Source organism: Bacteroides sp. GD17 (genome assembly GCF_038448625.1).
Lineage (GTDB): Bacteria > Bacteroidota > Bacteroidia > Bacteroidales > Bacteroidaceae > Bacteroides.
The window spans coordinates 269,899-290,655 of the sequence record NZ_JBCEZS010000006.1; the positions used below are offsets into that span (position 1 = coordinate 269,899).

26 protein-coding genes and 4 tRNA genes are annotated in these 20,757 nt (G+C 39.8%); 13 read left to right on the plus strand and 17 right to left on the minus strand.

Annotation, left to right across the window (positions count from 1 at the left end; all coding sequences use genetic code 11):
- Nucleotides 1-7: 7 nt before the first annotated feature.
- The 11 genes from AAE250_RS12170 to AAE250_RS12220 form a co-directional block, all read right to left on the minus strand.
- Nucleotides 8-400: a hypothetical protein gene (locus tag AAE250_RS12170; RefSeq protein ID WP_342288984.1), complete on the minus strand. Its 393-nt coding sequence runs from the start codon at nucleotides 398-400 to the stop codon at nucleotides 8-10.
- The gene (locus tag AAE250_RS12175; protein WP_342288985.1) at nucleotides 400-930 is read right to left on the minus strand and encodes a hypothetical protein; all 531 of its coding nucleotides are present in this window, start codon (nucleotides 928-930) and stop codon (nucleotides 400-402) included. Before AAE250_RS12175 ends, AAE250_RS12170 begins: the two co-directional genes overlap by 1 nt.
- A 2-nt stretch (nucleotides 931-932) precedes the next feature.
- Nucleotides 933-1,256, minus strand: coding sequence for a hypothetical protein (locus tag AAE250_RS12180; RefSeq protein ID WP_342288986.1), 324 nt, complete (start codon nucleotides 1,254-1,256; stop codon nucleotides 933-935).
- 2 nt (nucleotides 1,257-1,258) lie between these two features.
- A complete protein-coding gene (locus AAE250_RS12185; protein WP_342288987.1) occupies nucleotides 1,259-1,633 on the minus strand; it encodes a hypothetical protein in 375 nt (124 codons plus the stop codon).
- A 19-nt stretch (nucleotides 1,634-1,652) separates the two neighbouring features.
- Entirely contained in the window at nucleotides 1,653-2,846 is a 1,194-nt protein-coding gene (locus AAE250_RS12190) for a major capsid protein (protein WP_342288988.1), read from the minus strand.
- A 32-nt stretch (nucleotides 2,847-2,878) separates the two neighbouring features.
- Nucleotides 2,879-3,283 carry a hypothetical protein gene (locus tag AAE250_RS12195; RefSeq protein WP_342288989.1) on the minus strand — a complete coding sequence of 135 codons (405 nt, stop codon included), beginning with the start codon at nucleotides 3,281-3,283 and terminating at the stop codon, nucleotides 2,879-2,881.
- A gap of 30 nt (nucleotides 3,284-3,313) precedes the next feature.
- Complete coding sequence (locus AAE250_RS12200; RefSeq protein ID WP_342288990.1) at nucleotides 3,314-3,943, minus strand: hypothetical protein; 630 nt, start codon at nucleotides 3,941-3,943, stop codon at nucleotides 3,314-3,316.
- A 91-nt stretch (nucleotides 3,944-4,034) separates the two neighbouring features.
- Nucleotides 4,035-4,116: transfer RNA gene (locus AAE250_RS12205), tRNA-Tyr, on the minus strand.
- A gap of 6 nt (nucleotides 4,117-4,122) precedes the next feature.
- A tRNA-Gln gene (locus AAE250_RS12210) sits at nucleotides 4,123-4,193 on the minus strand.
- Nucleotides 4,194-4,198: 5 nt separating this feature from the next.
- Nucleotides 4,199-4,271: transfer RNA gene (locus AAE250_RS12215), tRNA-Phe, on the minus strand.
- Nucleotides 4,272-4,383: 112 nt separating this feature from the next.
- Nucleotides 4,384-4,455, minus strand: a tRNA-Met gene (locus AAE250_RS12220).
- A gap of 384 nt (nucleotides 4,456-4,839) precedes the next feature.
- Between AAE250_RS12220 and AAE250_RS12225 the strand changes: the two genes are divergently transcribed.
- The 4 genes from AAE250_RS12225 to AAE250_RS12240 are packed head-to-tail and all read left to right on the plus strand — an operon-like array spanning nucleotide 4,840 to nucleotide 9,018.
- Entirely contained in the window at nucleotides 4,840-6,444 is a 1,605-nt protein-coding gene (locus AAE250_RS12225; protein ID WP_446715752.1) for a terminase large subunit domain-containing protein, read from the plus strand.
- Entirely contained in the window at nucleotides 6,441-7,949 is a 1,509-nt protein-coding gene (locus AAE250_RS12230; RefSeq protein WP_342288991.1) for a phage portal protein, read from the plus strand. Before AAE250_RS12225 ends, AAE250_RS12230 begins: the two co-directional genes overlap by 4 nt.
- Complete coding sequence (locus AAE250_RS12235) at nucleotides 7,946-8,740, plus strand: hypothetical protein (RefSeq protein ID WP_342288992.1); 795 nt, start codon at nucleotides 7,946-7,948, stop codon at nucleotides 8,738-8,740. Before AAE250_RS12230 ends, AAE250_RS12235 begins: the two co-directional genes overlap by 4 nt.
- A 20-nt stretch (nucleotides 8,741-8,760) precedes the next feature.
- Nucleotides 8,761-9,018, plus strand: coding sequence for a hypothetical protein (locus AAE250_RS12240; protein WP_342288993.1), 258 nt, complete (start codon nucleotides 8,761-8,763; stop codon nucleotides 9,016-9,018).
- A gap of 194 nt (nucleotides 9,019-9,212) precedes the next feature.
- On the opposite strand, the gene AAE250_RS12245 is transcribed toward AAE250_RS12240, so the two are convergent.
- From AAE250_RS12245 to AAE250_RS12270, 6 genes are all read right to left on the minus strand, one after another.
- Nucleotides 9,213-9,596 (minus strand): hypothetical protein, encoded by a 384-nt coding sequence (locus tag AAE250_RS12245; protein ID WP_342288994.1) that lies wholly within the window; start codon nucleotides 9,594-9,596, stop codon nucleotides 9,213-9,215.
- 400 nt (nucleotides 9,597-9,996) lie between these two features.
- Complete coding sequence (locus tag AAE250_RS12250) at nucleotides 9,997-10,179, minus strand: hypothetical protein (protein ID WP_342288995.1); 183 nt, start codon at nucleotides 10,177-10,179, stop codon at nucleotides 9,997-9,999.
- Between the two features lies 1 nt (nucleotide 10,180).
- Nucleotides 10,181-11,818 (minus strand): DNA primase family protein, encoded by a 1,638-nt coding sequence (locus AAE250_RS12255; protein ID WP_342288996.1) that lies wholly within the window; start codon nucleotides 11,816-11,818, stop codon nucleotides 10,181-10,183.
- A 6-nt stretch (nucleotides 11,819-11,824) separates the two neighbouring features.
- Nucleotides 11,825-12,088 (minus strand): hypothetical protein, encoded by a 264-nt coding sequence (locus AAE250_RS12260; RefSeq protein WP_342288997.1) that lies wholly within the window; start codon nucleotides 12,086-12,088, stop codon nucleotides 11,825-11,827.
- Between the two features lie 383 nt (nucleotides 12,089-12,471).
- Nucleotides 12,472-12,837, minus strand: coding sequence for a hypothetical protein (locus AAE250_RS12265; protein WP_342288998.1), 366 nt, complete (start codon nucleotides 12,835-12,837; stop codon nucleotides 12,472-12,474).
- 758 nt (nucleotides 12,838-13,595) lie between these two features.
- On the minus strand, nucleotides 13,596-14,153 hold the full coding sequence (locus AAE250_RS12270; RefSeq protein WP_342288999.1) for a hypothetical protein: 558 nt from the start codon (nucleotides 14,151-14,153) through the stop codon (nucleotides 13,596-13,598).
- A 415-nt stretch (nucleotides 14,154-14,568) separates the two neighbouring features.
- Between AAE250_RS12270 and AAE250_RS12275 the strand changes: the two genes are divergently transcribed.
- The 9 genes from AAE250_RS12275 (at nucleotide 14,569) to AAE250_RS12315 (ending at nucleotide 20,746) form a co-directional block, all read left to right on the plus strand.
- A complete protein-coding gene (locus AAE250_RS12275) occupies nucleotides 14,569-14,895 on the plus strand; it encodes a hypothetical protein (RefSeq protein ID WP_342289000.1) in 327 nt (108 codons plus the stop codon).
- Between the two features lie 377 nt (nucleotides 14,896-15,272).
- Nucleotides 15,273-15,845: a hypothetical protein gene (locus AAE250_RS12280; RefSeq protein WP_342289001.1), complete on the plus strand. Its 573-nt coding sequence runs from the start codon at nucleotides 15,273-15,275 to the stop codon at nucleotides 15,843-15,845.
- A complete protein-coding gene (locus AAE250_RS12285; protein ID WP_342289002.1) occupies nucleotides 15,842-16,276 on the plus strand; it encodes a hypothetical protein in 435 nt (144 codons plus the stop codon). The genes AAE250_RS12280 and AAE250_RS12285 overlap by 4 nt, the downstream gene beginning before the upstream one ends.
- A 1-nt stretch (nucleotide 16,277) precedes the next feature.
- Entirely contained in the window at nucleotides 16,278-16,520 is a 243-nt protein-coding gene (locus AAE250_RS12290; RefSeq protein WP_342289003.1) for a hypothetical protein, read from the plus strand.
- Between the two features lie 529 nt (nucleotides 16,521-17,049).
- Nucleotides 17,050-17,208, plus strand: a complete 159-nt coding sequence (locus AAE250_RS12295; RefSeq protein ID WP_342289004.1) for a hypothetical protein — start codon at nucleotides 17,050-17,052, stop codon at nucleotides 17,206-17,208.
- Between the two features lie 146 nt (nucleotides 17,209-17,354).
- Complete coding sequence (locus AAE250_RS12300) at nucleotides 17,355-19,061, plus strand: hypothetical protein (protein ID WP_342289005.1); 1,707 nt, start codon at nucleotides 17,355-17,357, stop codon at nucleotides 19,059-19,061.
- A 10-nt stretch (nucleotides 19,062-19,071) separates the two neighbouring features.
- Nucleotides 19,072-19,281 carry a hypothetical protein gene (locus AAE250_RS12305; protein ID WP_342289006.1) on the plus strand — a complete coding sequence of 70 codons (210 nt, stop codon included), beginning with the start codon at nucleotides 19,072-19,074 and terminating at the stop codon, nucleotides 19,279-19,281.
- A 154-nt stretch (nucleotides 19,282-19,435) separates the two neighbouring features.
- A complete protein-coding gene (locus AAE250_RS12310) occupies nucleotides 19,436-19,795 on the plus strand; it encodes a hypothetical protein (protein WP_342289007.1) in 360 nt (119 codons plus the stop codon).
- 132 nt (nucleotides 19,796-19,927) lie between these two features.
- Nucleotides 19,928-20,746, plus strand: a complete 819-nt coding sequence (locus tag AAE250_RS12315; protein WP_342289008.1) for a site-specific integrase — start codon at nucleotides 19,928-19,930, stop codon at nucleotides 20,744-20,746.
- The last annotated feature ends 11 nt before the right edge of the window (nucleotides 20,747-20,757 follow it).

Here is a 20,757-nt window from a genome sequence, read left to right on the forward strand (position 1 = left end):
AGTTTTGTCATTTATTAATTATAAGTCTCGCTTGTATTATTATTGAATGAAAGCCGAGTCCGTTATTTCCACCGGGAAGAAGTCGCGGGCTTACAGCCGAAAATAAATCTGTCACAATTGGGAACTTTTCAAACACACCCATTTGCATTTCATCCAAACGGACGGTATTTTCAAGTCCATTAGCGCGGTCACGTGCAAATACATTAATCTGACAATAAGTGTCTTGATAAGTACTTCCTTTATCCTGAATAGCTTGTGGAAGCCGGACAATAACAAAGTCCTTCATACCCTTTTGTTCCGCAGTTGAGCGATCCGTTACAAAAACTTTCTCGCCAATGCCGGTTACAGCGTCAACAAGTTGTTTCAGAATGTCCTTGCGTCTATAAACTATTCGTTCCATTATTTTATAGGTTTAATGTTCCTTGATAAAGTGTTTTGCGCTCTTTGAAATGTTCCAGTCAATACATCTGCATTTAGTACATTCTCCAAATAGGTAGAATATTCAGTACCCGTACACATCACTATCTCAAATCCATTACGTGCCTTTGACTTGTACCTTTTTAGAAAATTGAAAGAGAAAGCTTCCCCAAAGCCCTTGTCGGTTTCCACCGTCCCGGTAAAACGTCTGTTCTGATTATCATAACTGATACCGACAAATGTTTCGCCCTTAGTCAACTTCACTCTTACCGGTTGTGCCATAGAGTCACCACTGCAAACGAAATATGAAAATTTCCCGTCCATGAATAACCCGCACGCATAACTCGTTATCGTATTACCCGTTAAGTTCCGAAAGCCGGATTTGTTCTGAACGGCATCTTGGATAAGGTCTTCACAGCATTTTACCAATAGGTCGAAAATATGACCTGAAATTATTTCTTTGGCCTTCTTCATACCCTCGTCAAACAGTACACTATTATCCCGGCTATCCATCGCTAATTCTTTGCAAGATTAAAATAGACCGTTGTACCTAAGTTCCCGGCATAGCTATCAGAAACCACGCATTGAATGAAAGTCCCTTGTCGGTCAGTTACATCTATCAAGTCACCGGCCATTATTCCTTCTATAATTCCCGGCAGACTCAAAGCATAGTTACTTTTAATCACGTTTTCCGTTTTGAAAGTACGGAGTGAAGTACCACTATACTTTCGGCATACGCCTTCATACAATATCTGTTTCTCTCCTTCATCAAAAGAGGTTTCATCAATCATTCGATAGATGGTGCATGTATGCGGAAATCTTGGATTGCTAACTTTCATATTCAAAAATTGATAATTCTGATTTTGCTGCCTTTCACGACATTTTCCCCCCATTTCTCATATAGTTCTTTAGCCATTTCCCGAAGTTGCCGCTTGTCATACGCACTGGTTTGCCAACCACCTTCTTTGTGCTTCCAGCCCCCGTCACTGTCCTCCGTGTCATTCTTACTGCTTGGAGTGCTTGCGCACCACATGTAAATGTCGGCAGTTGCAAGGTCGAGTTGCCTTTCAGTCAGTTCGCTTACCGTTGTTCCGAAAGCTATCTCCCGCTTCACAAGAACCCTTTTGAGGGCGTTGTCCGCTATTTCATAAGCAGTCGCGCCACTCAAAAAGTCCTCAATGGTCATATTTTCTGTATGAGAAAGTTCTCCAGTCATTCTTGTAAGGAATAAGAGGTTATACAGTCACGGTCGAGATGAACATATACTGCGGAATCTTCGGCACACACAATTGAGCCGCCTCACTCTCAATGTAGATTGAGTGTGTTTCAGGATTAGCTCTTTGCGTCAGTTTCAAACGGCCACCGTCATAAGAAGCCACTTTGTTAGCCTCATAACCCAGCGTCAGAGGTTCTACCCCCTGAATAGTACCAAGCTGACCGACCGGAATAAAGGAAATGTTGGTTGCCTTGAAGTTTTCCACTTGTTCAGTGATAAGATCAGGCTGGCCATCCGTATCTTTACCGGGCTTGTCAACGAAAGCGAAGCTGTCACGCGCTACAATGGAATCCACTTTTACCAGCTTTTTGAAGATTGATTTCAGTCTTTCTTCATCTTCATTCTGCGCGTTTGCCAATACGGTTTTATCGTCCGTAATAGTCGGATATAAAGAGTGACCGATACGAGTCAGCACTTTGGTATGCGACATAAGATCATCCCATAAATCTTGTGCAAGCTCCATTTGGATTTTGCCCAAATAATGATACTTACGGCGAATCTCCTTCACTCTGTTCTTTACGTCCATAATCGGATCAGAAGCCGAACCTTCATTAGCCGGAATATGCTCGTCTTTAGTCCACCAACGGCTTGTGCCGGTCAGTGTTTGATAGTGACTATCGGGGATATTGAAATCAATAGTGATACCCTTTAGACCTCTCGGGTTGTTTTCAGTATCAATAGTGAATTTACCCGTAGAAACAATTCTCATTCGCTGATGTGTCAGTGCATTGTAGTACGATCCAATAAGACCGTCAGCACTTTCATCAAGCAAGCCCAAGAATACATCTTGCATTTCTTGTGTCAATGCAGACATACCAACACGTTGCAAAAGTTGCAATTGCTGTCTTACCGTAACGCGGTTAAGACGGTAGAACTTCTTTTGAGTCGGGATATTACCCGTCTTTCCTTCAAGTTCTCCCAAAGCTGCCTCGTAACCCGGGCTTTCCGGATCAACATAGGCTGGAAGCGTTTTCACGCCGAGACTTGAAATAAGTTGGGAGAAGGTATAGTCCAGCTTGGTAGCTTCAAAATCGAAACCGTCAATTTGGAGAAGATCATATTTCTCCTTATAGCGGTCGATAAATTCCTGCCAAGTGTCCCCGCCAAGTCCATATTCGAGAACCTTATACAAGTCAATAGGTAGCGTATTCATATCGTTATCCTGATTTTAGTTATACATTCAATTTACTGTACCCACACAATTTGAGGAAGGGTTGCCAAAGCTTTCAGCTTGGCTGCAACCTCTGCATCAAACATATACTCATAAATTTCACCAGCATAAATCACCGTACCGGTGGCTATTGTGTTGGCATCCTTTATGCGTGCATCTTCCTGCAAATACCCATTAATGCCAAGCGTAGTGACGTCTTCGGCGGCTTTAATTTGTGCATCGGTAATTGCAGTAATCTCATTTGTTGAAGCATCATACTTCACGGGAGTTCCACCCGGAACCTTACCCATAGCCACGAAATCGGAAATATTCTTAATGGTGCCGCCAGCCGGGTATCTGTGACGGATTTCTCGCCACACCTTACGTGCGTGCCCATATTTCAGCGAATCGCGGTCAAATGTGTTACCCATTGTTCCCATACGTTTACTGTTTTAATGGTTAATAATCAATTATTTCTTCCAACCTTCCTTTTTGCCTTTACGCTCAAAGTACTTGCTGGCAGCATTGTGATGTGTTCCACCTTCATTGTTGGTTGTTCTTGGAGCAACGCCATTTCCTCGGCACGCTTTGTATTCAGCATCATACTTTGGAAGATATTCAGCAACCAGTTCATCCACACTTTTTGTAGTATCAAAGGTTGCACCTTGCAAAGTCTTGCCCAACACGTAATCATCGCTTGCCTGCTTGTCCTTCATAGCCGCTGAAACCTTCTTCATCAAATCAGCCTGGACTTTTGCATTTTCTTCTTTCATTAGGCGTGCTTCAATTTCTTCCAATTTCTTCGTCAGTTTATCATCGTTTGTCGGTGATGTTGAAGAAGTAGAAGAAGTTGTTGGAGCCGGGGGAGTAGATTGAGGCTTATAGTTTTTCTTAAAGTCCTCTATCTGTGTGGCAACATCGTGACTGAAATTTCCGTCAAGTGATTTTAAAAAGGTGACGTGTCTGTTCCAATAATTTTCATCAGGTTCAGCACCTTCACCCGGCAGATTACTCGTTACATAATCAGTCAGTGTTTTTTGTGACAAACTGGTTTTTCCAAGTTTCTCGGTTAATGTGGATAAGATTTGTTCTTGTTCCATCGTGATTTTATTTTGTGTTTATGTTGAAAAAAAAAGAGTCAGACAATGCTTTTTGCATCAATCTGACTCTTTGGTCTTATCTTTTATTATGTGGGCAGTATTGGACTCGAACCAATGAAGACGAAAGCCAATAGATTTACAGTCTATCCCGTTTGCCGCTTCGGTAACTACCCATGCCGTTGAGACACAAGGATTTGAACCTTGAATAGCAGAACCAAAGTCTGCTGTGTTACCATTACACCATATCTCAATTTGTGGAAAGAGATGAAATCGAATCACCTTAACCGGATTTTCAGTCCGGCGCATACACCGCGTCTGCCATCTTTCCGTGTCTCCGTTTTAGTGTACGGAGCGACACCAGCTTTTAATTTTCCCGCGGGAATCAACCACCTTCCGGTTGGGCATTATGCCTCGCTGTAACCCACTTCTCCAATCTATTGTTACGGAAGACGGACTCGAACCGCCGTTTTCGAGGCTATGATCCTCGCGAGATACCACTTCTCCATTCCGCGATATTATCCTGAAAACTACTTTGTACCCGTAATATCTACGCTGATATAGTTTTTGCATCTTCGGCACTTTACTCTCAAAATAACAACACCATTGACATAGTTAACGTCAGTTAGCTTTTGCCCACATATCGGACATAAAACTATCTTGTTGCATATTTCTCTTTGATCTGTGTCTTTATCTGCATGTACCTTTATCATATCCTACGTTTTCGTTGCAAATATATAGACTGTATTTCTTATCTCAAAACTTTTTTCATATTATTTTCTATTAAAAAGTAGAAAATAATACTCTTTATGCGTATTTTTGTGCTGTAATATTTGAATCAGAGCTTATAGGCCGGTCTGCACATAGATTATGTGAAGATCGGCTTTCCTTTTTTTTATATGGAGAAATACAGTGGAGTCAAAACAACAAATGATAATTTGGTTCTCAATTATGAGTATATCCAAATACTAAGGGATGCGGATAGGAAAATACCTAATCCCAACAAAATCATTGCGCAAGGTGGAGGGCAGGAGAATATGCTTTCTACTCCGGCTGACATTACCATTTGTGGAGGGTGCCGTGGAGGAAGTAAGACATTCACCCTTCTTATGGAAGCTCTAAAGGATATAAAGAATAAGAATTTCCGTTCAGTTCTCCTTCGCCACGAGATAGAAGACCTTTCCGATATGGTAGAAACTTCATCTACACTTTATGATGATTTCGGAGAGTACAACAAATCGAAGAATGATATGCGCTGGAACTTCAATAAAGGAGGGTTCCTGAAATTCAACTACCATGCAGATACGCTTGATGATTTCAAAAAGCGTTTTCAAGGTAAGCAATTTGCCTATATAGGTGTGGACGAAATCACGCACATGGATTACTCTAAATTCAAATATCTTATCACTTGTAACCGTAACGCTTTCCATATCCGCAATCGTTTCATCGGCACATGTAATCCTGATCCTGACAGTTGGGTAGCCAAGTTCATTGACTGGTGGATTGGTGAAGACGGCCTTCCTATCCCTGAACGGGATGGTGTTGTGCGTTACTGTTTCATGGATGGTGATACCGTAAGTAGTATCTATTGGGGTGATACCCGTGAAGAGGTGTATGAACAATGCAAGGATATTATTCAGAGCTACTGGAAACCCGAATACGAGCAATACGGTACGCCACAAGAACTATTCATCAAGTCTGTAACTTTCATCGAGGCCAAACTTTCCGATAACGTGAAGTTGATGTCTTCCGATCCTACATATTTGGCGAACCTTGTTAACCAGTCAGACGAGCAACGCGCCCGTGATCTTGATGGAAACTGGAAATACAAAGCTACCGGTGACGACATTATCAAGCTCACCCACATGGAAGGCATTTACCGAAACTCCATACAGATAGGTGACGGAATACTCCGGGTATCATGCGATGCCGCTTTTGAGGGTGGAGATAGCCTCGTTATGTGGTTATGGGAAGGTTGGCACATAAAAGACGTTTTTGTCTGCAAACTGGATAGCAAGAAAACGGTCGATACAGTAAAGGCAAAATTAGAAGAATGGCATGTCAGAGAAGACAATTTCACTTATGACCTCAACGGCCTCGGACAAATATTCAAAGGGTTCTTCCCCAATGCAATGCCATTCAACAACAAAGAAGCCGTAGAAGAAAAGTTTAAATACATCTATGCGAATTTAAAATCACAAGCTGCATGGCTCTTTGCGCAGAAAATAATTAATCGTGAAATCTCAATTGAACCGACACTGCTTGAACGTAAATTCTCCGGCAAAGGGTTTGAGAAAGTTCCACTTGAACAAATACTCAATAAAGAGAGAAGAGCGATACGCAAAGACGAGGATAGCGAAGAAAAAGGCTGGACTATCATCAAGAAAGCGATTATGAAGAAACTGGTAGGCCATTCCCCTGACTTTATAGAGGCATTACTTATGCGAATGATTTTCGAGATTAAACATAAACGCAAACACATTAAAGGATTAGGATTAGTATGATAACAGAAATTCTTTCCAAAAAGCCTTTTGCAAGGGTTACTCCCGAAGGTTACTTGCAGGGCAAAATTACGAGCGACTTAAGAAACGCATCGTTCTCAAAGAATAATGATAAGCTTGTGTGGCAAATCATTTCACAAGCAGATTTTATTCGTGAATTTTATCCTTCGGGACATAAGATCAATTCGGAGATTTTTTATCCGAACAAACTGAAATATGATGAAAAGACCGAACGCTTTTTTGAAGAGAAAGTTTTCCGGGCTTCTTTCCCGTTTCAGATGATTATTACGATCCAACAACTCGTTCACCTTTGCGGGAATGACATTCATCACGAGTTGACTGATACCAAGTTAGATGAAAATTATCGGGAAACATTTCTTGAATTTCAAAAAGGGTGGCTTGATAAGAACATGGAAATTGCTTTCTATGAATACGCTAAAAGTGTAAAAATCACGGGGGATGCTGCAATCGTATTCTACATGCACGAAGGTAAAGTTTGCACAAAGAATCTTTCTTATCTTGACGGTGATGCACTTTTTCCTCATTATGATTCCATTACCGGTCAAATGACACTATTTGCCCGGCAGTATAGTGATTATGACGAAGAAGGCAAAGAACTTATATCTTGGGTAGAGGTATGGGATGATAAGTTTATGTATCGCTACCGTCAGGACAAAAGAGGTATTGCTGGCACCATTAATAAACTGAAAGAATACTTTGGCATTGAAGGATATACCTTGGTTGAAAAAAATGCTCATGGATTTACAGAATGCCCGATAGTGTACTATCGCGATAGGCACGGTGCTTGCTGGAGCTTTTCACAAGACAATATCGACAAGTACGAATTGGCAATCTCACATCTATGCCAAAACAACATGGCTTACGCCTTTCCTATCATGCTACTCAAAGGCGAAGATGTTGAAATAGAGGGAGATATGTACGGTGCTGTAAAAGCTATCACTATGGGAAAAGATGATGATGCAGGCTTTATGAATCGCCCTGAATCATCGCAATCATTTGAATTACAGATAAATACGCTTCTTAAAATGATATTCATGGGGAGTTTTGTTGTCATGCCTCCCGAAATAAAATCAGGAGATTTACCAGGTGTGGCTATCAAACTGATATATTCTCCTTCACTGGAGAAAGCCATGATTGACTGCAAGGAATTTGACGACTCCATTGATAAGATGAAGCGGCTGTTTCTCTATGGATATGGTGTGGAGAAAGGGCAGCTTACCCAATATATCAACTTGAAAGTCTTCTCCTGGGCAGTTCCATACGTTCATCAAAACTCTGCCGAATTAGTCTCTAATTTGGTACAATTGGTTGGTGCCGGTATTTTATCCAAAGAAACTGGTTCAGAAGAATCCGGATATGGAAAAAATAATGAATGGGATCGGCTTATGCGCGAATACAAAGAAGAACAGCAAGCCGACCTTCTCTATCAGCTAAAAACCAAACAAGCGCAACAACAAACCACTAATAAAGAAGGGAGTGATAAATGAGAACACCTACCGACAAAGAAATAGAAGATGCAAAGGAATATCTTCGCCAACGATTAAGTGCTGAGTTATCCATGCGCACAAACCTCCAGTCTGTACTTACGGAAGCGGCCAAACGGATTATAGAAGTTTCATACCGGTATAATGTCCGGCCTGAACAGTTTCGTTTCTCGGCCAACCGTCAGTTGCAAGAAGAAGTGGACGCAATCATTCTGTATCTTCTCGAAACCATTGAAGATTATACTTGCACTTTAGCAGTAGCAGCACATGAAGATAACAAAGAGGCAATTATAGCATACATTACAAGAGAATCATACGAAAAGACCTTCACACAACGAGGAAGAGAGTACATTGAACGTTTTGCAAAAGAAATAGAAACGGCCATTGCCGCCGGGTTGCTTTATAGCATAACAAAGGAGAAGTTACTATCCTCTATCAAACTATCAATAAAAACTCCGTTACTCAATGAATACGTACAAAAAGCAATTGCAGATGGTAATCCCATAATATCAAGACTTGGAGTTCAGGAATCATTCGGAGTGGGACGTACTGCGAGTTCTTGGACGGCATTGTCTGATCTCACGGAATATGCGGTAGCCGAAGGCTGGATGTACCACTTGGGATTACAGGCAAAAGCCAATGGAGCACTTGGTTTCTTTGTAATGCGTGGCAGCAGCTATCCATGTTCGCAATGCGATGATGAAGTAGGTTTTCATACAGAGTGGGAAGGTCTTCCACCTTTTCACGGCCATTGCAAATGCTTCGCCATACCAATATACTCAACTATTTTTTAACTCACTAAATATCAAAGTTTATGTTTGGAATATCATTTATCAGAACGAAGAAACTCGATCATCTTACAACGGAATGTAGCAAGTTGGCAATTACCAATGTAGAGCTTTCAAAACAAAATGCCCGTCAGTCTAAAACGATTATGGAACTTACCGGAGAAATCCGGGTGCTCAATTCTAAAATCCTTTTGGAAGAGAGTATAAACGATGAACTTCAAAAGAAGCTCAATCAGAAATACCCGAAAAAGCCTCTCAACAAAAAGTTGTATAAAAAACGATAAAGCTCAATCGAACTTTTCGGGATTTCCGAACTGTTCGCTACATTTGCAACGTAGAAGTTTACTTATCAATAAGTGTTGAAAAAGTAAAGTCTTCGTCTTATTTTTAAGCGAAGATAGTATTTTCTGATGTATAAGTACATTGGATTCAGAGCGCGAAGTACAAGAATACTTTCGCGCTCTGCGTTTTTCTGCCATCAATCATCAATGACTTTTTTCATTTCATTCATTACTTGTTGTTCCTCCAACACCTTAGCGTCTTCCTCCGGTGAAACGGATGGCTGCAATAGTCGCATCCTTTCAGCAAAATCAGAATAACTTTTAAAGAACTCCTGCATGAACGGAACGTCAGGCGTTGCATTGCTGATAAGGAAACATACTTTTATCCATGTCTCGAAATATTCGTGACATTCCTTATTATTTGCCAATTCTCTAATGCTGGCGAACACTCCATTATCATCACGGAACCGCATACTCCAAAAACCGGATATGGCTTTAATGCTGATCCAGTCATGTTCACTACCATTAACCCTCGTAACAATAAAGTTACCTACCTGAATACCATTTGTTTTTTTACTCATAAATTTCCTTGTTTAACTGTTTATCAATAAGTTGCTTTCTTTTATATCGCATTTCCCCAATGTCGAAGTTATGCCTCCACCATTTCATCCTTATCCCGAACAAATGTCTTGGAATAGGCATATCAAAATGTATATACCTATATGCAGCCTTTTCCTTCCAATTCCTGCCCATAATCAAACATATACTATTTCAAATTCATCAGCATGTTTCTTGCCGATCCATTCTTGCTTCTGCCTTTCAGTAGCACTTTCATAAATTCTGCCTCGTTTAGAAAGATGCCTTTTCCTGAATATAGCATCTTCTCCAAGACGAAAATATTCATCACGTCCGGGCGATAGTCCCTTTGCCTTGCAGAAGAAAAGTCCCGTTTCTTTATGTTTGAATTTCACGGCCATGCTCTTATTCCTCCCACGGGTTTTCGTCTTCTTCCTCAACGTAAATCTGTTTTAGCTTATCAGATACCTCTCTCAATTCCCGTTTCATTTGATTTACATGAAACTCGGCTGGCATGGGAATTTCCATAGCCCCTAACAGGTTATCCACTTTTTCAATAACCTCTGCAAATTCATCAGGCGCAATCATACTATTTAGTTTTTATATTAAGTTCTTTAATAATCGCTTTTACCGCTTCCAAGTCAAATACGGTTGTTCTTCCTTCCATGTGGTATGTCCCTTCCAGTTTATTCTCCCTGAATAGGCGTTGAACTTGGTAGGTGCTCAATGATAAACAAGCCGCAAGCCCTTCGTGGGTATAGGCGTATGCTTTTCCATCCTTATAAACCGGCTTCGCAATTCTCTGTTTGTAATTGCCCCGCAAGTCCTCGCGTTTCTCATAGTAGAATTTCTCCGTTAAAGCTGTTCCATACAAGCCATATACTTGACCGTTTGGAGTTCTCTTTTTACGATAACCGGCCTCCGAAAGAATACGCCCGAATACCGTTACATTTTCTTCTTTGGTATCGTTATCCTTACACCACTTGCAGTATTTGCGATATAGGATAGCCGAAGACATCCACTTCGGTTCAATATCGGCAATTTCTTCATATCGGCATAAGTAGTTCATTTGATACATGAACTTCATCACCGTACTACTTTCCGACTGGTATTCGTCCATGACCGTTTCCAATTCCTTGCTGTCCGTTAGCTTATAGCCATTCGCAATAAACCGGTCACGCCCTTCCAATATCCAGTTGAAAATAGCCGGATATTCCGCTTCCAAGTCCCGTGCCAACTCTTTTTTCTGCCGGGCTTTGGGTATCTCTACTTCAAACGGAATAATACAAATACGCCGTCTCATGCCATAGCTCCAGTCTTTTAAGTAGGGCATTTGATTGGCATTTGCCATCAACAACGGAATGTTATAGGCCGTAAAATTATCTCCATAGATAGGCCGGGCCTCGCAAGGTTCACCGCTGATAAGGCTTTTCAGCGTATCGCTATCCTTACCAAACTCCAATGCTTGTATTTCAGAACAGTAATTCAATCGCTTGCCGTTAATGAAAGCTATGTTCTTCTTCCGTTCATTACCAGTAATCAATACGCCAATGCCGAAATTGCTGACATTCTCCCGGCCAAGTATTCCCATGATAGTTTCAAAGACTACACTCTTACCATTGGAGCCGGAGCCGCGAAGTACAAGCATTGTTTCCATCTTGGCAATACGCCGGTCAACGAAAATACTTCCAAGAAATTCTTGCAATACCTTCTGCACATTTCGGTCAGGCAAAACTTCATCCAGGAACATCTTCCAAAGAAATACATGCTCTTCCGGTTTGTAGTCATACGGCACGCATGTAGTCTGCACCCAACGGCGATTGAAGGAATGTGCGCGCCGGGTATTCATGTCAAACACGCAGTTATTGAATACCACGATAGCGTTATCCGGTTTCAATGCTTTCCCCGATACAACGCGCTTGCATACTTTCAGTACCCCTTCCACACGTGAATAGTCACCGTTGGGCATCTTGCACTTCCGCATCAAGTCATACACCAAATTACCGAAATCATCCCACGCCATTTCTTCGTATATTCGCCCGCCGAAATAATAGGGAGTACCGTTGAACTTGGAAATAGAAGAACGTATAATCGCCGCACGCATCAAATCCTGCACCGCATCCACACGCGCCGCACTCTTAGACTCTTGCAAGGCAGCATCCAGCTTTTCCCCCTTCATAAGCCCAAAGACCTCATTCAGCAACTTCTTATACTTTCCCTTCTCCATTATAATTTATGAATTTGGATAACCCACACGGTCTAAAGCATCGGTTATATATTCTGATAAATGACTTATGGCAATATCACCCAAATACCCCAGCCGCCATAAATCGGCCTGCCAATCCTCCAATGATGTATCACATGGGATATTATACTTTCTCATAATATCACGCATAATTGCGCAATCTTCATACCGTTCTTGCACCTGCGCTTTTCGGAATACGGTCACAAAGACGTATCTCCCATAGTCAAACAATATAGACTCAAACTTATCCATGCGTTATGTCCTCCATACCAATAATATCTTTCAGAGAATAAATATTGCCATCTTCTGCATAATAACATAGGGCGAATATATCCTTTCCAAAACGCCGTATGAATGGAATTGCATATAAACTCTTACCACTTATCAGTCTGATTGTGTCCGGTTTACGTATCATAGCACTTCACCTTTCTTTATAATAAGGACAACACAACCATTCTTCCTTATAGTAATTCTCATACCTTTCAGAACCTTCCACAACTTACCGCCATTTCGACAATCTATGCAGCACCAAATAGCCAAACAATGCCCGCCTATATAAGCATTTTTTCGGGGAACATATATAGGCAACAGCTTGTTATAAATCCATCTTGCAATTTTACTCATATCATTATGTCTTATTCAATTTCAACTCTATCAGGTGAAGGCATTTCATTCAAACGTATGGCTTTAATGGTTTCTCTGCCTTCCAAGATAGCCTTACATAAGCGATGATACCCATCTGCTATTTGACCGCAATCATCAAGAATAATAGGATAATCAAGAGAACAGTCATTCACCCTCTTCATCTGAAAAATAAAGCTATGTAATTGGCTGCACCACTCAAATGGAGCATCAGTCAAATCAATACACCACAGCGGCATATCCAATACCGGACATTCCTTTGCTTTAGCATAATCGTACAAGGTTTGAGCTTTCCAAACTTTATTACCCCTACGAAATTCACTCTCGCCAAAAGGCATACTATTTATAGAAACTACCATACTTCTGAAATTTATGACCGAAAACAAGGCATTTCCAATAGCTTTTTACCTGTTTTCAGGTGTTTTACGCCTACAAATATAGCTTATTTTCCATTAAAAGCATAAATAATTCATGCTATTTTCTATTATTAAATGGAATAAAGCCAACTTTTTGAGCATTTTTATAGTATTCCTATCCATGTAATTGAAGGATTATATGTAAGATAAAACTCTGTTAATCAGACAATATCACATATATCCCCAAAACAATCATAAGTAAAATACTTCCTTTGAAGTGTAGGGTTTATGTAGGGTTGAAGGGGCTACTATACATGTATAACTGATTGATATATAAAACAATGGAAAAATAATGTATAGTATGTATAGTTGGAAGACCAAATCACTATATATAATATTTTTCTTATGTGCAATTTACATATAAACTATACATACTATACACTAAAATTACATTGACTTAATAATTAATGATTTACACATGTATAGTTAGGTAGTAAACTATACATATACTATACATTTTAGAAAGTAAAACTATACACAGACCATTCACTTTTGTAAATCACGATTGGAAAGTACTTGAAAGCACCCATTTTTCACTCCAATAATGAAAAAAAATAAAAATCTCGACCGGGATTGAAACACGCTTCGGTCGGGCGTAGCCCGGGGGGGGTACCCCCGGGTGCTTCTACGGCACCGGCCGGCAGTCAGGAAAAGGCCGCATTCCACACCATTTTCTTTATATTATAAGTATAATATAAAGTTTATGCCTGGGTTTCCCCTTCTTCCTTCTTCTTCTTGGCCCGATCTGCAAGGAAAAGACTACACCGATAACATTGCAGTGGCAGGTAGTAATGCACTGTTTCCTCTTCTTCCGTGTTTTCGTCCTTCTTCATCTGTTGTAAGTCTGCAATCTTCATTAATACGTCTGCTCGATCCTTTCCACGCAAGAAAGGCAAAGTTTCTTCGAGGCCTGAAAGTACCGCATCTTTATCCCGATATTGTACAACATTCCCGGCCTCCCCTTCCGTTTCCGTTGCTTTCTTTTTCTTCTTATCCTTGCCGGTGGGTTCAATGTCAGGAAGGAAGGCGGCGCGGTTATCCTCAAAAGATTTGATCAGCTTATTAATGCCTGGTTTATCTTTCGCAAGTTGGGCGGCTCCGCGCTGGGCTGTTTCTAACTTGGCCGATCTTGGCCGGAAGATGATGGCGTATGCTTCGCCACGGCTGGCACCTGATGAAACGAGCATACAAAATAAAACTTCCTCCGGGGTTAATTGATAAATTTGTTGTAGGTCTGTTACGCGCTTACTGTACACCATATAAAGAGATATAAAAGGGTTTATATATGGCGTCTCGCGCTCTGTAACTTGGTGGCAAAGATAATTAAACGCCCGGAATAAAACAAATACGGTTCCCGGGGTGCCATATTTTGATTATATATTTACTTTATAAATACTTTCCAAATACTTTCTATTTCAATGCTAACATGTTGATAATCAACATATTGCATTATTGTTAAAAGGTGCTAAAACAAAGAGTAATACTTGAAAATATTTGCATATATTATTGTGTAGTACAAATAAAAGCACTATATTTGTATATGCAAAAAGGGGTTAACGTCTTCCACAATATAACCTTTAATCTCTTCTTGTAAGGAATAAGACCGGTTAACGTCTTCCACATGTTTTTCCCGGTCTTTCCTCCCTGATAATGTTTAACTTGAAATATATCAAGATGGAATTACAAAATTTATCTAATCTCGTATATGGTTATGAAAAGACCATTAAAGAGCTAACAGAAAAAAGAAAGAATCTTGTTTTTGACTACTGCAAAGAACAAGGTTTTGAAGACGGAAAACGTTATATATACGATAATCCGGAAAGCCCCAATAACGGCAAGTTATACGAGGTCGTTTTTAAACGTCCTTTAGATTGCCGGATAATATTAAACTGCATAGACGGAGCGCGTGTATTTATCAAATGTTATCCAGTCAAAAAAGACGGCTCCCGTACCTTAATCGGAGAAACAGAGCTTTATATTAATGATTTAATTGCAATATAATTATGGAAGTAACATTAACAACATTAGACAAACGCAACGTAACCTTAAACGCTGCCTCTGTGGTTCCTGATGGGACGCCGTGTAACTATATTAAAGTTCATTTTGACGCTAAAACAAGCTTTGATAAGCTTCTTTCTCTATCAGTTAGTAATGCTTTCGCATTATTCCGGTATCGTGACGATCATGTTGCGTTACTGGTTCCGGTTAGACGGTTGCAAAGAATAGCATACTAACAAAAAAGCCGGATCAGTCCTCTAACTATATCCGGCCTCCCTTTAAACTTTGCGTTTATCGGTTAACGTCTTCCACAACGTTTAAATGCAAAGTTAAGGGAAAAACAAAGACAAACCAAGTTTCACCCTTTAAATTTTGCAGATATGAAAACTATCTCCTTACCTTCTTCGGCTATCTTAGCCAGCAAATTTAATTTCATTTCAAAAGAAGAAATTAAGTATCAAAAGAAAAACAATGAGTACAAAACAGAAAGAGGCTTTTTAAATTCTCTTTCCCGACTTAATTCTGATTATCAGGCACGCGCCGAAATGCCGGACGTTTTAACGCTTGAAATAGAAATAGAGTGGCGCAAGTCTAATACTTGGGGCTTTTGTCCTGTTGCTTCTATGCGCTGGAAAGATGCAAACGGATGGCATTACGAAGAAAGGGCCGCTTATGCTTCCGGGTGCGGATATGATAAAGAAAGTACGGTCGTTGCTAAATGCTGTAATAAAGTTCTTTCCGGTATGCTATGGAGAAAAAAGAACACAAGGAAAAATATACCGTATGGCATTAGTTTAGCAAATACCTTTTTCCCTCGTTTTGATGGCGGCGTAGGAATGTCTTGTTATTATCGTATTGCGTCCTTTTTAGGCGGAAAACTGGAACACGTAGCAAGCGGAAAAACTTACGATAAGTATATTTTCACCTTTGGAAAGAAGGGAGGCGTAAAATGACAACTACAATACAATTTAATGGCGTTTCTTTCGCTGTGTCCGCTTCTTTAGTTTCCTCCGGTGTTCCTTTCCCTTACGAAAAGAACAGCCGCCCACAACATAACAAATACCGTGTTAGTGTGGTTTGCAATAACATTAAACGTTCATTTTCGTATTTCGATAGCATTGCAAATTATATGGCAAATAAAAAGGAACTTTCTGAAAGTGATTTAAAAGAGGCTTTTTACTGCTTTGTTTCGGATTCTGTAAGCGGGGAAAATAGTTTTGAGGACTTTTGTAGCGAATTTGGGCATGATTCCGATAGTCGCACGGCTGAAAAGATTTGGCGGGCTTGCGGTCGCTCCTACGGTAAATTGAAATCTCTTTTGCCTCCCGATGTCGATATATACGATCTTTTAAATTATTTGATTGATTTAGAAAACGCTGGGTAATATGAAAATAGAGTGCATTATAGGCGGCGTTGAGTTGTCGCTTAAAGAAGTTGAAGAAATCTATAGCAACGGCTTATATATCGTTACTTACGGCGGTATATGGCAAGTAAGCTACAGTATTCCGCAAAAACAATATTACGGGTACCTGGTAGTAGTTGAAAAAGGTATTGCTCCCCGTGGAAGGTTTTACGCAATGAAGGGCGAAGCAATAAATAAGATATTAGGAAAAGATATTTTAAATTAATCAAGATGTTTTGTTTAATGCTGCTTTTATTCGGTGCCGTGGTCTTTATATCCGGCACCGATATAGAAAAAATACGCGATTTTATAAATAAAAGTGATGAATCAGATAAATTTTAAATGAATATGAGCGATTACAGATGCTATGCTTTTCGTAATTACGAAATAAGCAAAGAAGTATATAATTACCTTCTTCCTATTTATGGAAGATGCGCTTTTGAAAACGGTTTTAAAAGAGATTGCGGGAGCCCGTTTATTATTGAGCGCGATGAAATGTATTTTTTTTGCGGAACTACTCAGGATTACAAAGAAATGCAAGAAAGATGTAAATATATATAGAATAAAGAAAAATATTATCAAAATATAGATGTTTAATTCATCCGCTCCGGGCGGTTCCCGGCATCCTTGTTTGCAAAAGGCTGAAAACATGTGTTACCGTTATTTTTCCAGTCTTCGCTTTTGGCTACGCGCAAACCTTGTTAGGGCGTATGAAAAACAAATAAAAGCAAAGTATAACATTAAATTTTAAAGTTATGACAAAATACATAGTTGAATCTCCTTTTGGAGAAATACACACCTTAGAAGTGTTCCACAATGAAACCGGGTTTAATGTCTACGTTGACAACTCAAATATTTGTGAGAGTATAACAGAAAAAGAACTTTTAGAAGCTCTTGAAAACCCTTCTTTCTAATATGGTAGGCGTAATAATATGGCTAATAGTGATTTTATTAATCTGCTTTAGCGTGTTTGGTGGCCTTTGGTTACTTCCTATTTACTTGCTGGCTTGCGTCGCTTTAGGCTTTTATTTTAGTGTCAAATATCTAACTATATAATATTATGAATGATAAAGAGTTAAACGGCTTGATATTGGCCGAATTGGTTAAAATAGCAAACGAAGTTTTTACAAATGAAATAGAAATAGCTTCCGGCACATATACCGCCGCGGAGCTTGCAAAGCTGAAAGATGCCAACGGTAACGAGATAAATATAAAATATCTTTGCGTTGATGCCAAACTAAATATAACGGATTTTAGGACTGTACAAGTAAACAGCTTTAAATGTTCCTTTCCAGTGGATCAGGCTTTTAATCTTGTTTGGCAATTTGAAAAGCTGATAGGCACCAAACAAGTTAATAAAACGAGATTCACCAAAATAGAAGAGCGTGAAAACATTGTTTGTTCTTTCGATATGTGGGTAACAAAAGAACATGTTACTTTGTCTAAGTTTGTAGATGATGATCCGTCACGGCCGGTTATGAACTTTGTTTTTCTCGATCCTTATAATTCGGCCTTAGTTGCATCTGATGGACGAATACTCAAAGAATACCCGGTTATTGTTGAAACGTCCGGCCGTTTGCCTGATGGCTTGCAATTATTTATTAATCCCAAGCATTTAAAAGAATTGGTTGGCCGGTGCTCTGTTTGTGTTTACAGTCAGGAAGGCGGCTATATCACTGAAATAACTAACGAGAAGAAACAAACATTTGTTTGTGATCTTGCTGGATGCTTCCCGAATTATAGGGGTGTATATCCTTGCGTTTCAAAGGAGGGCTTTATAAAGATTCAGAAAAACGAATTAAAAGCGGTTTCTACCTTCCTAAAGAATATTATCAAACGTAATAAAAAGGGGCGTTTCTCGTTTCGTACCTTTGCCGGTGAAAACAAGGTTTATTTATCTTATAATGATGCAGACTACAACGAACAAAAAGAACTTTCTGCAACTTTAGAAAAAGCTGCTTTATTTGATATAAAGATAGGTCTTTTCGCTTCAAACATTATCTCTTTGCTTTCCGGCTGGACTGGCGGCATGTGGTTAGTGGCACCTGATCGGGCGGTTATTTTTGACGATAAAGCGGCACGCATTGGCCTTGTTATGCCTGTATGTATTGATGATCCTATTGATCCATGCCTGAACTGTAAAACAAAAGCTTTGGAGCGTGCAAATATTCCTCCAGTGCTTGAAATGGAACCGGAAAAACATTTGCCGGCCGTATATGTGGATGCACAAACAGAAACGCCGGCCTTCATTTTCGCTTTGGTGGCCTTGATAGATTTTATTTCCCGTTGGTTTTATCAGGATCAAATAAACCAGGCATTACAGAGGCTAAAAATGTTATCCGAACTATCCGGCGTTTCATTGCCTGAACTATTGGCCGAACCAATTAGCGAAGAAATAAAAGCAGTTGAACCACTGCCAACCCTGGAAATAGAATCAGCACCCACGAATACACCCGAACTATTGCACGTTGTTCGGCCTTTAGTTTTCCCAGTGTCTATCTTCGTACATGGGCAAAAGCGTCTTGCCGCCCGAACTATTGCGCCCGAATTATTTTCGTGTCAATATATGGGCTTACTATTCATTTCCGCAATGTTGCCCGAACTATTGATGTGGTGTAGTAGGGATTTTGCCCCACTATGTGCAAATGTAAATGAGCTATTCTTAGATGATTTCAGGCGGTTTCATGCAAAAGGTAGTCATCGTATAAGGGACGGGACTATAAAGGTAAATAAGCCCCAATCTGAACTAATACAAACGAATTATTAATCATAACAATATGGAAGGAAATAAGATTCACCGGAATAAGCCCACGACAAAGAGTAAAGTCAGAAGCATCCGGTTCGACTTAGACTTGGTGGAGTATATCTACCAGCAACCCAATATCAGCAAATTTATTAACGAACTGATCCGAAAGGAGAAGGGGGAAAGTATTATACATAATCATGAAAAACGTAACGAAAATAGCCAAGAAATCTGCCGGACTTAGCCAAAGGTGCTCTATTTGTCCGCTTTTGAGAAGATGTACTCCGGAAATAAGCAAAATTTGCTTTGATAGTTTTGTGGAGGGGTTCAAGAAAGGCGCCAAAGCCGCGGAAAAAGAAATGAACAAGAAATTTAAAACTGAATAGAAAGGAATAATTATGAGTTTAGGTAATGCTCAAAGAGTAATTTACGATTGTTACACAGATTGTGTAGAACGTACAAAGAAAAACGTTAGTCTTAGTGATGATGTCGTTTACTTTATGCTTGACACTTGCAGTATTATTGAAAGAGACGGTAATACATCATATAGTAAAACCTATGATGCCGTTAGTCTGATTTGTCATAGACTTTGCCCCGGAGAATGGTGCACGCGTACCCACTGTGAAAATTACAGCAGACATCATGCTTATAACTGCATAAAGACACGCCCTAAAGTGTGCAAAAAGTATGCTAAGTATATAGCTGATAAAGCAGAAAGAGAAAAACAGCGTAATGAAACAAAAATGAATAAAGATTAAAGTTATGAAGGTAAAGATTAAGAGAACGGGAGAGATTATTGAAGTCACACCGTGTTTTGATAGTGGATACAGCGATAAGAACGGATTCTACTATATGAGTTCAGAAGTTGAATTAATTGAAACAAAACATGTATGAACACTTTAAGAGATTCATTTTTAAAGAAATACCCGAAGTATGAGATTATACTCAATATGTATAGCAAAGCAAACGATTGTCCGGCCACATGGGAAACGCTTTCAAAGCTTCGGTTACAAACATTTGTTGATTACATGGAAGAACGGTTGGCACCAAACTCTGTACGTCAATATGCAGCAAAATTGAAAGCTGTTTTGAACTTGTATAATGAAGAGGTTGAACTTCCCAAAGACTACAACAAAATTCTTTCAGTAAAAAATGTCAGAAGCACCAATGTTTGGCTAAGTGATGAAGAACTTGAACGAATTATTGCCTACATGCCTAAAAACACCAACGAACTATTAGTACGTTCACAATTTCTAATAGGTGCTTTTACCGGGTGCCGACATAGTGATTACACCCGGCTGAATGGCCGCAATATAGTAGGAGGCATGATTTCGTATGTTAGTCAAAAGACGAAAACTCATGCTACGGTGCCGCTAAAGCCGGTTGTGAAAGAATTATTAATGAATTTACCCAAAGATGAAGTTAGTGATCCTACTTTTAATAGTAATATCCGCAATATTTGTCGGAAGGCAGGAATAACGGAGGTAGTGAAGATCTTCAAAGCCGGAAAAGAAATGGAAGGCGAAAAATGGGAGTTTGTATCGAGTCATACTGCGCGCCGGAGTTTTGCGACAAATTTGTATCTGCGTGGTGCCGATCTTTATAGCATTAGTCAGATGATGGGACATGCAAGCGTTGAAATGACTCAAAACTACCTTTGTTGTGGCCTTCGCGAACAATCGGTACAAGTTATGGAATATTTCAAATGAAATGAGCCACG

Bases quoted from the DNA above. Each gene is read 5' to 3' on its own strand.
- AAE250_RS12170 (WP_342288984.1), bottom strand. From the start codon at position 400: ATGGAACGAATAGTTTATAGACGCAAGGACATTCTGAAACAACTTGTT.
- AAE250_RS12290 (WP_342289003.1), top strand. From the start codon at position 16,278: ATGAAAATAGAGTGCATTATAGGCGGCGTTGAGTTGTCGCTTAAAGAA.
- AAE250_RS12275 (WP_342289000.1), top strand. From the start codon at position 14,569: ATGGAATTACAAAATTTATCTAATCTCGTATATGGTTATGAAAAGACC.
- AAE250_RS12260 (WP_342288997.1), bottom strand. From the start codon at position 12,088: ATGGATAAGTTTGAGTCTATATTGTTTGACTATGGGAGATACGTCTTT.
- AAE250_RS12180 (WP_342288986.1), bottom strand. From the start codon at position 1,256: ATGAAAGTTAGCAATCCAAGATTTCCGCATACATGCACCATCTATCGA.
- AAE250_RS12250 (WP_342288995.1), bottom strand. From the start codon at position 10,179: ATGATTGCGCCTGATGAATTTGCAGAGGTTATTGAAAAAGTGGATAAC.
- AAE250_RS12185 (WP_342288987.1), bottom strand. From the start codon at position 1,633: ATGACTGGAGAACTTTCTCATACAGAAAATATGACCATTGAGGACTTT.
- AAE250_RS12315 (WP_342289008.1), top strand. From the start codon at position 19,928: ATGAACACTTTAAGAGATTCATTTTTAAAGAAATACCCGAAGTATGAG.
- AAE250_RS12310 (WP_342289007.1), top strand. From the start codon at position 19,436: ATGAGTTTAGGTAATGCTCAAAGAGTAATTTACGATTGTTACACAGAT.
- AAE250_RS12255 (WP_342288996.1), bottom strand. From the start codon at position 11,818: ATGGAGAAGGGAAAGTATAAGAAGTTGCTGAATGAGGTCTTTGGGCTT.
- AAE250_RS12280 (WP_342289001.1), top strand. From the start codon at position 15,273: ATGAAAACTATCTCCTTACCTTCTTCGGCTATCTTAGCCAGCAAATTT.
- AAE250_RS12230 (WP_342288991.1), top strand. From the start codon at position 6,441: ATGATAACAGAAATTCTTTCCAAAAAGCCTTTTGCAAGGGTTACTCCC.
- AAE250_RS12195 (WP_342288989.1), bottom strand. From the start codon at position 3,283: ATGGGAACAATGGGTAACACATTTGACCGCGATTCGCTGAAATATGGG.
- AAE250_RS12235 (WP_342288992.1), top strand. From the start codon at position 7,946: ATGAGAACACCTACCGACAAAGAAATAGAAGATGCAAAGGAATATCTT.
- AAE250_RS12285 (WP_342289002.1), top strand. From the start codon at position 15,842: ATGACAACTACAATACAATTTAATGGCGTTTCTTTCGCTGTGTCCGCT.
- AAE250_RS12200 (WP_342288990.1), bottom strand. From the start codon at position 3,943: ATGGAACAAGAACAAATCTTATCCACATTAACCGAGAAACTTGGAAAA.
- AAE250_RS12240 (WP_342288993.1), top strand. From the start codon at position 8,761: ATGTTTGGAATATCATTTATCAGAACGAAGAAACTCGATCATCTTACA.
- AAE250_RS12265 (WP_342288998.1), bottom strand. From the start codon at position 12,837: ATGGTAGTTTCTATAAATAGTATGCCTTTTGGCGAGAGTGAATTTCGT.
- AAE250_RS12175 (WP_342288985.1), bottom strand. From the start codon at position 930: ATGGATAGCCGGGATAATAGTGTACTGTTTGACGAGGGTATGAAGAAG.
- AAE250_RS12245 (WP_342288994.1), bottom strand. From the start codon at position 9,596: ATGAGTAAAAAAACAAATGGTATTCAGGTAGGTAACTTTATTGTTACG.
- AAE250_RS12270 (WP_342288999.1), bottom strand. From the start codon at position 14,153: ATGGTGTACAGTAAGCGCGTAACAGACCTACAACAAATTTATCAATTA.
- AAE250_RS12300 (WP_342289005.1), top strand. From the start codon at position 17,355: ATGAATGATAAAGAGTTAAACGGCTTGATATTGGCCGAATTGGTTAAA.
- AAE250_RS12225 (WP_446715752.1), top strand. From the start codon at position 4,840: ATGGAGAAATACAGTGGAGTCAAAACAACAAATGATAATTTGGTTCTC.
- AAE250_RS12190 (WP_342288988.1), bottom strand. From the start codon at position 2,846: ATGAATACGCTACCTATTGACTTGTATAAGGTTCTCGAATATGGACTT.
- AAE250_RS12305 (WP_342289006.1), top strand. From the start codon at position 19,072: ATGGAAGGAAATAAGATTCACCGGAATAAGCCCACGACAAAGAGTAAA.
- AAE250_RS12295 (WP_342289004.1), top strand. From the start codon at position 17,050: ATGACAAAATACATAGTTGAATCTCCTTTTGGAGAAATACACACCTTA.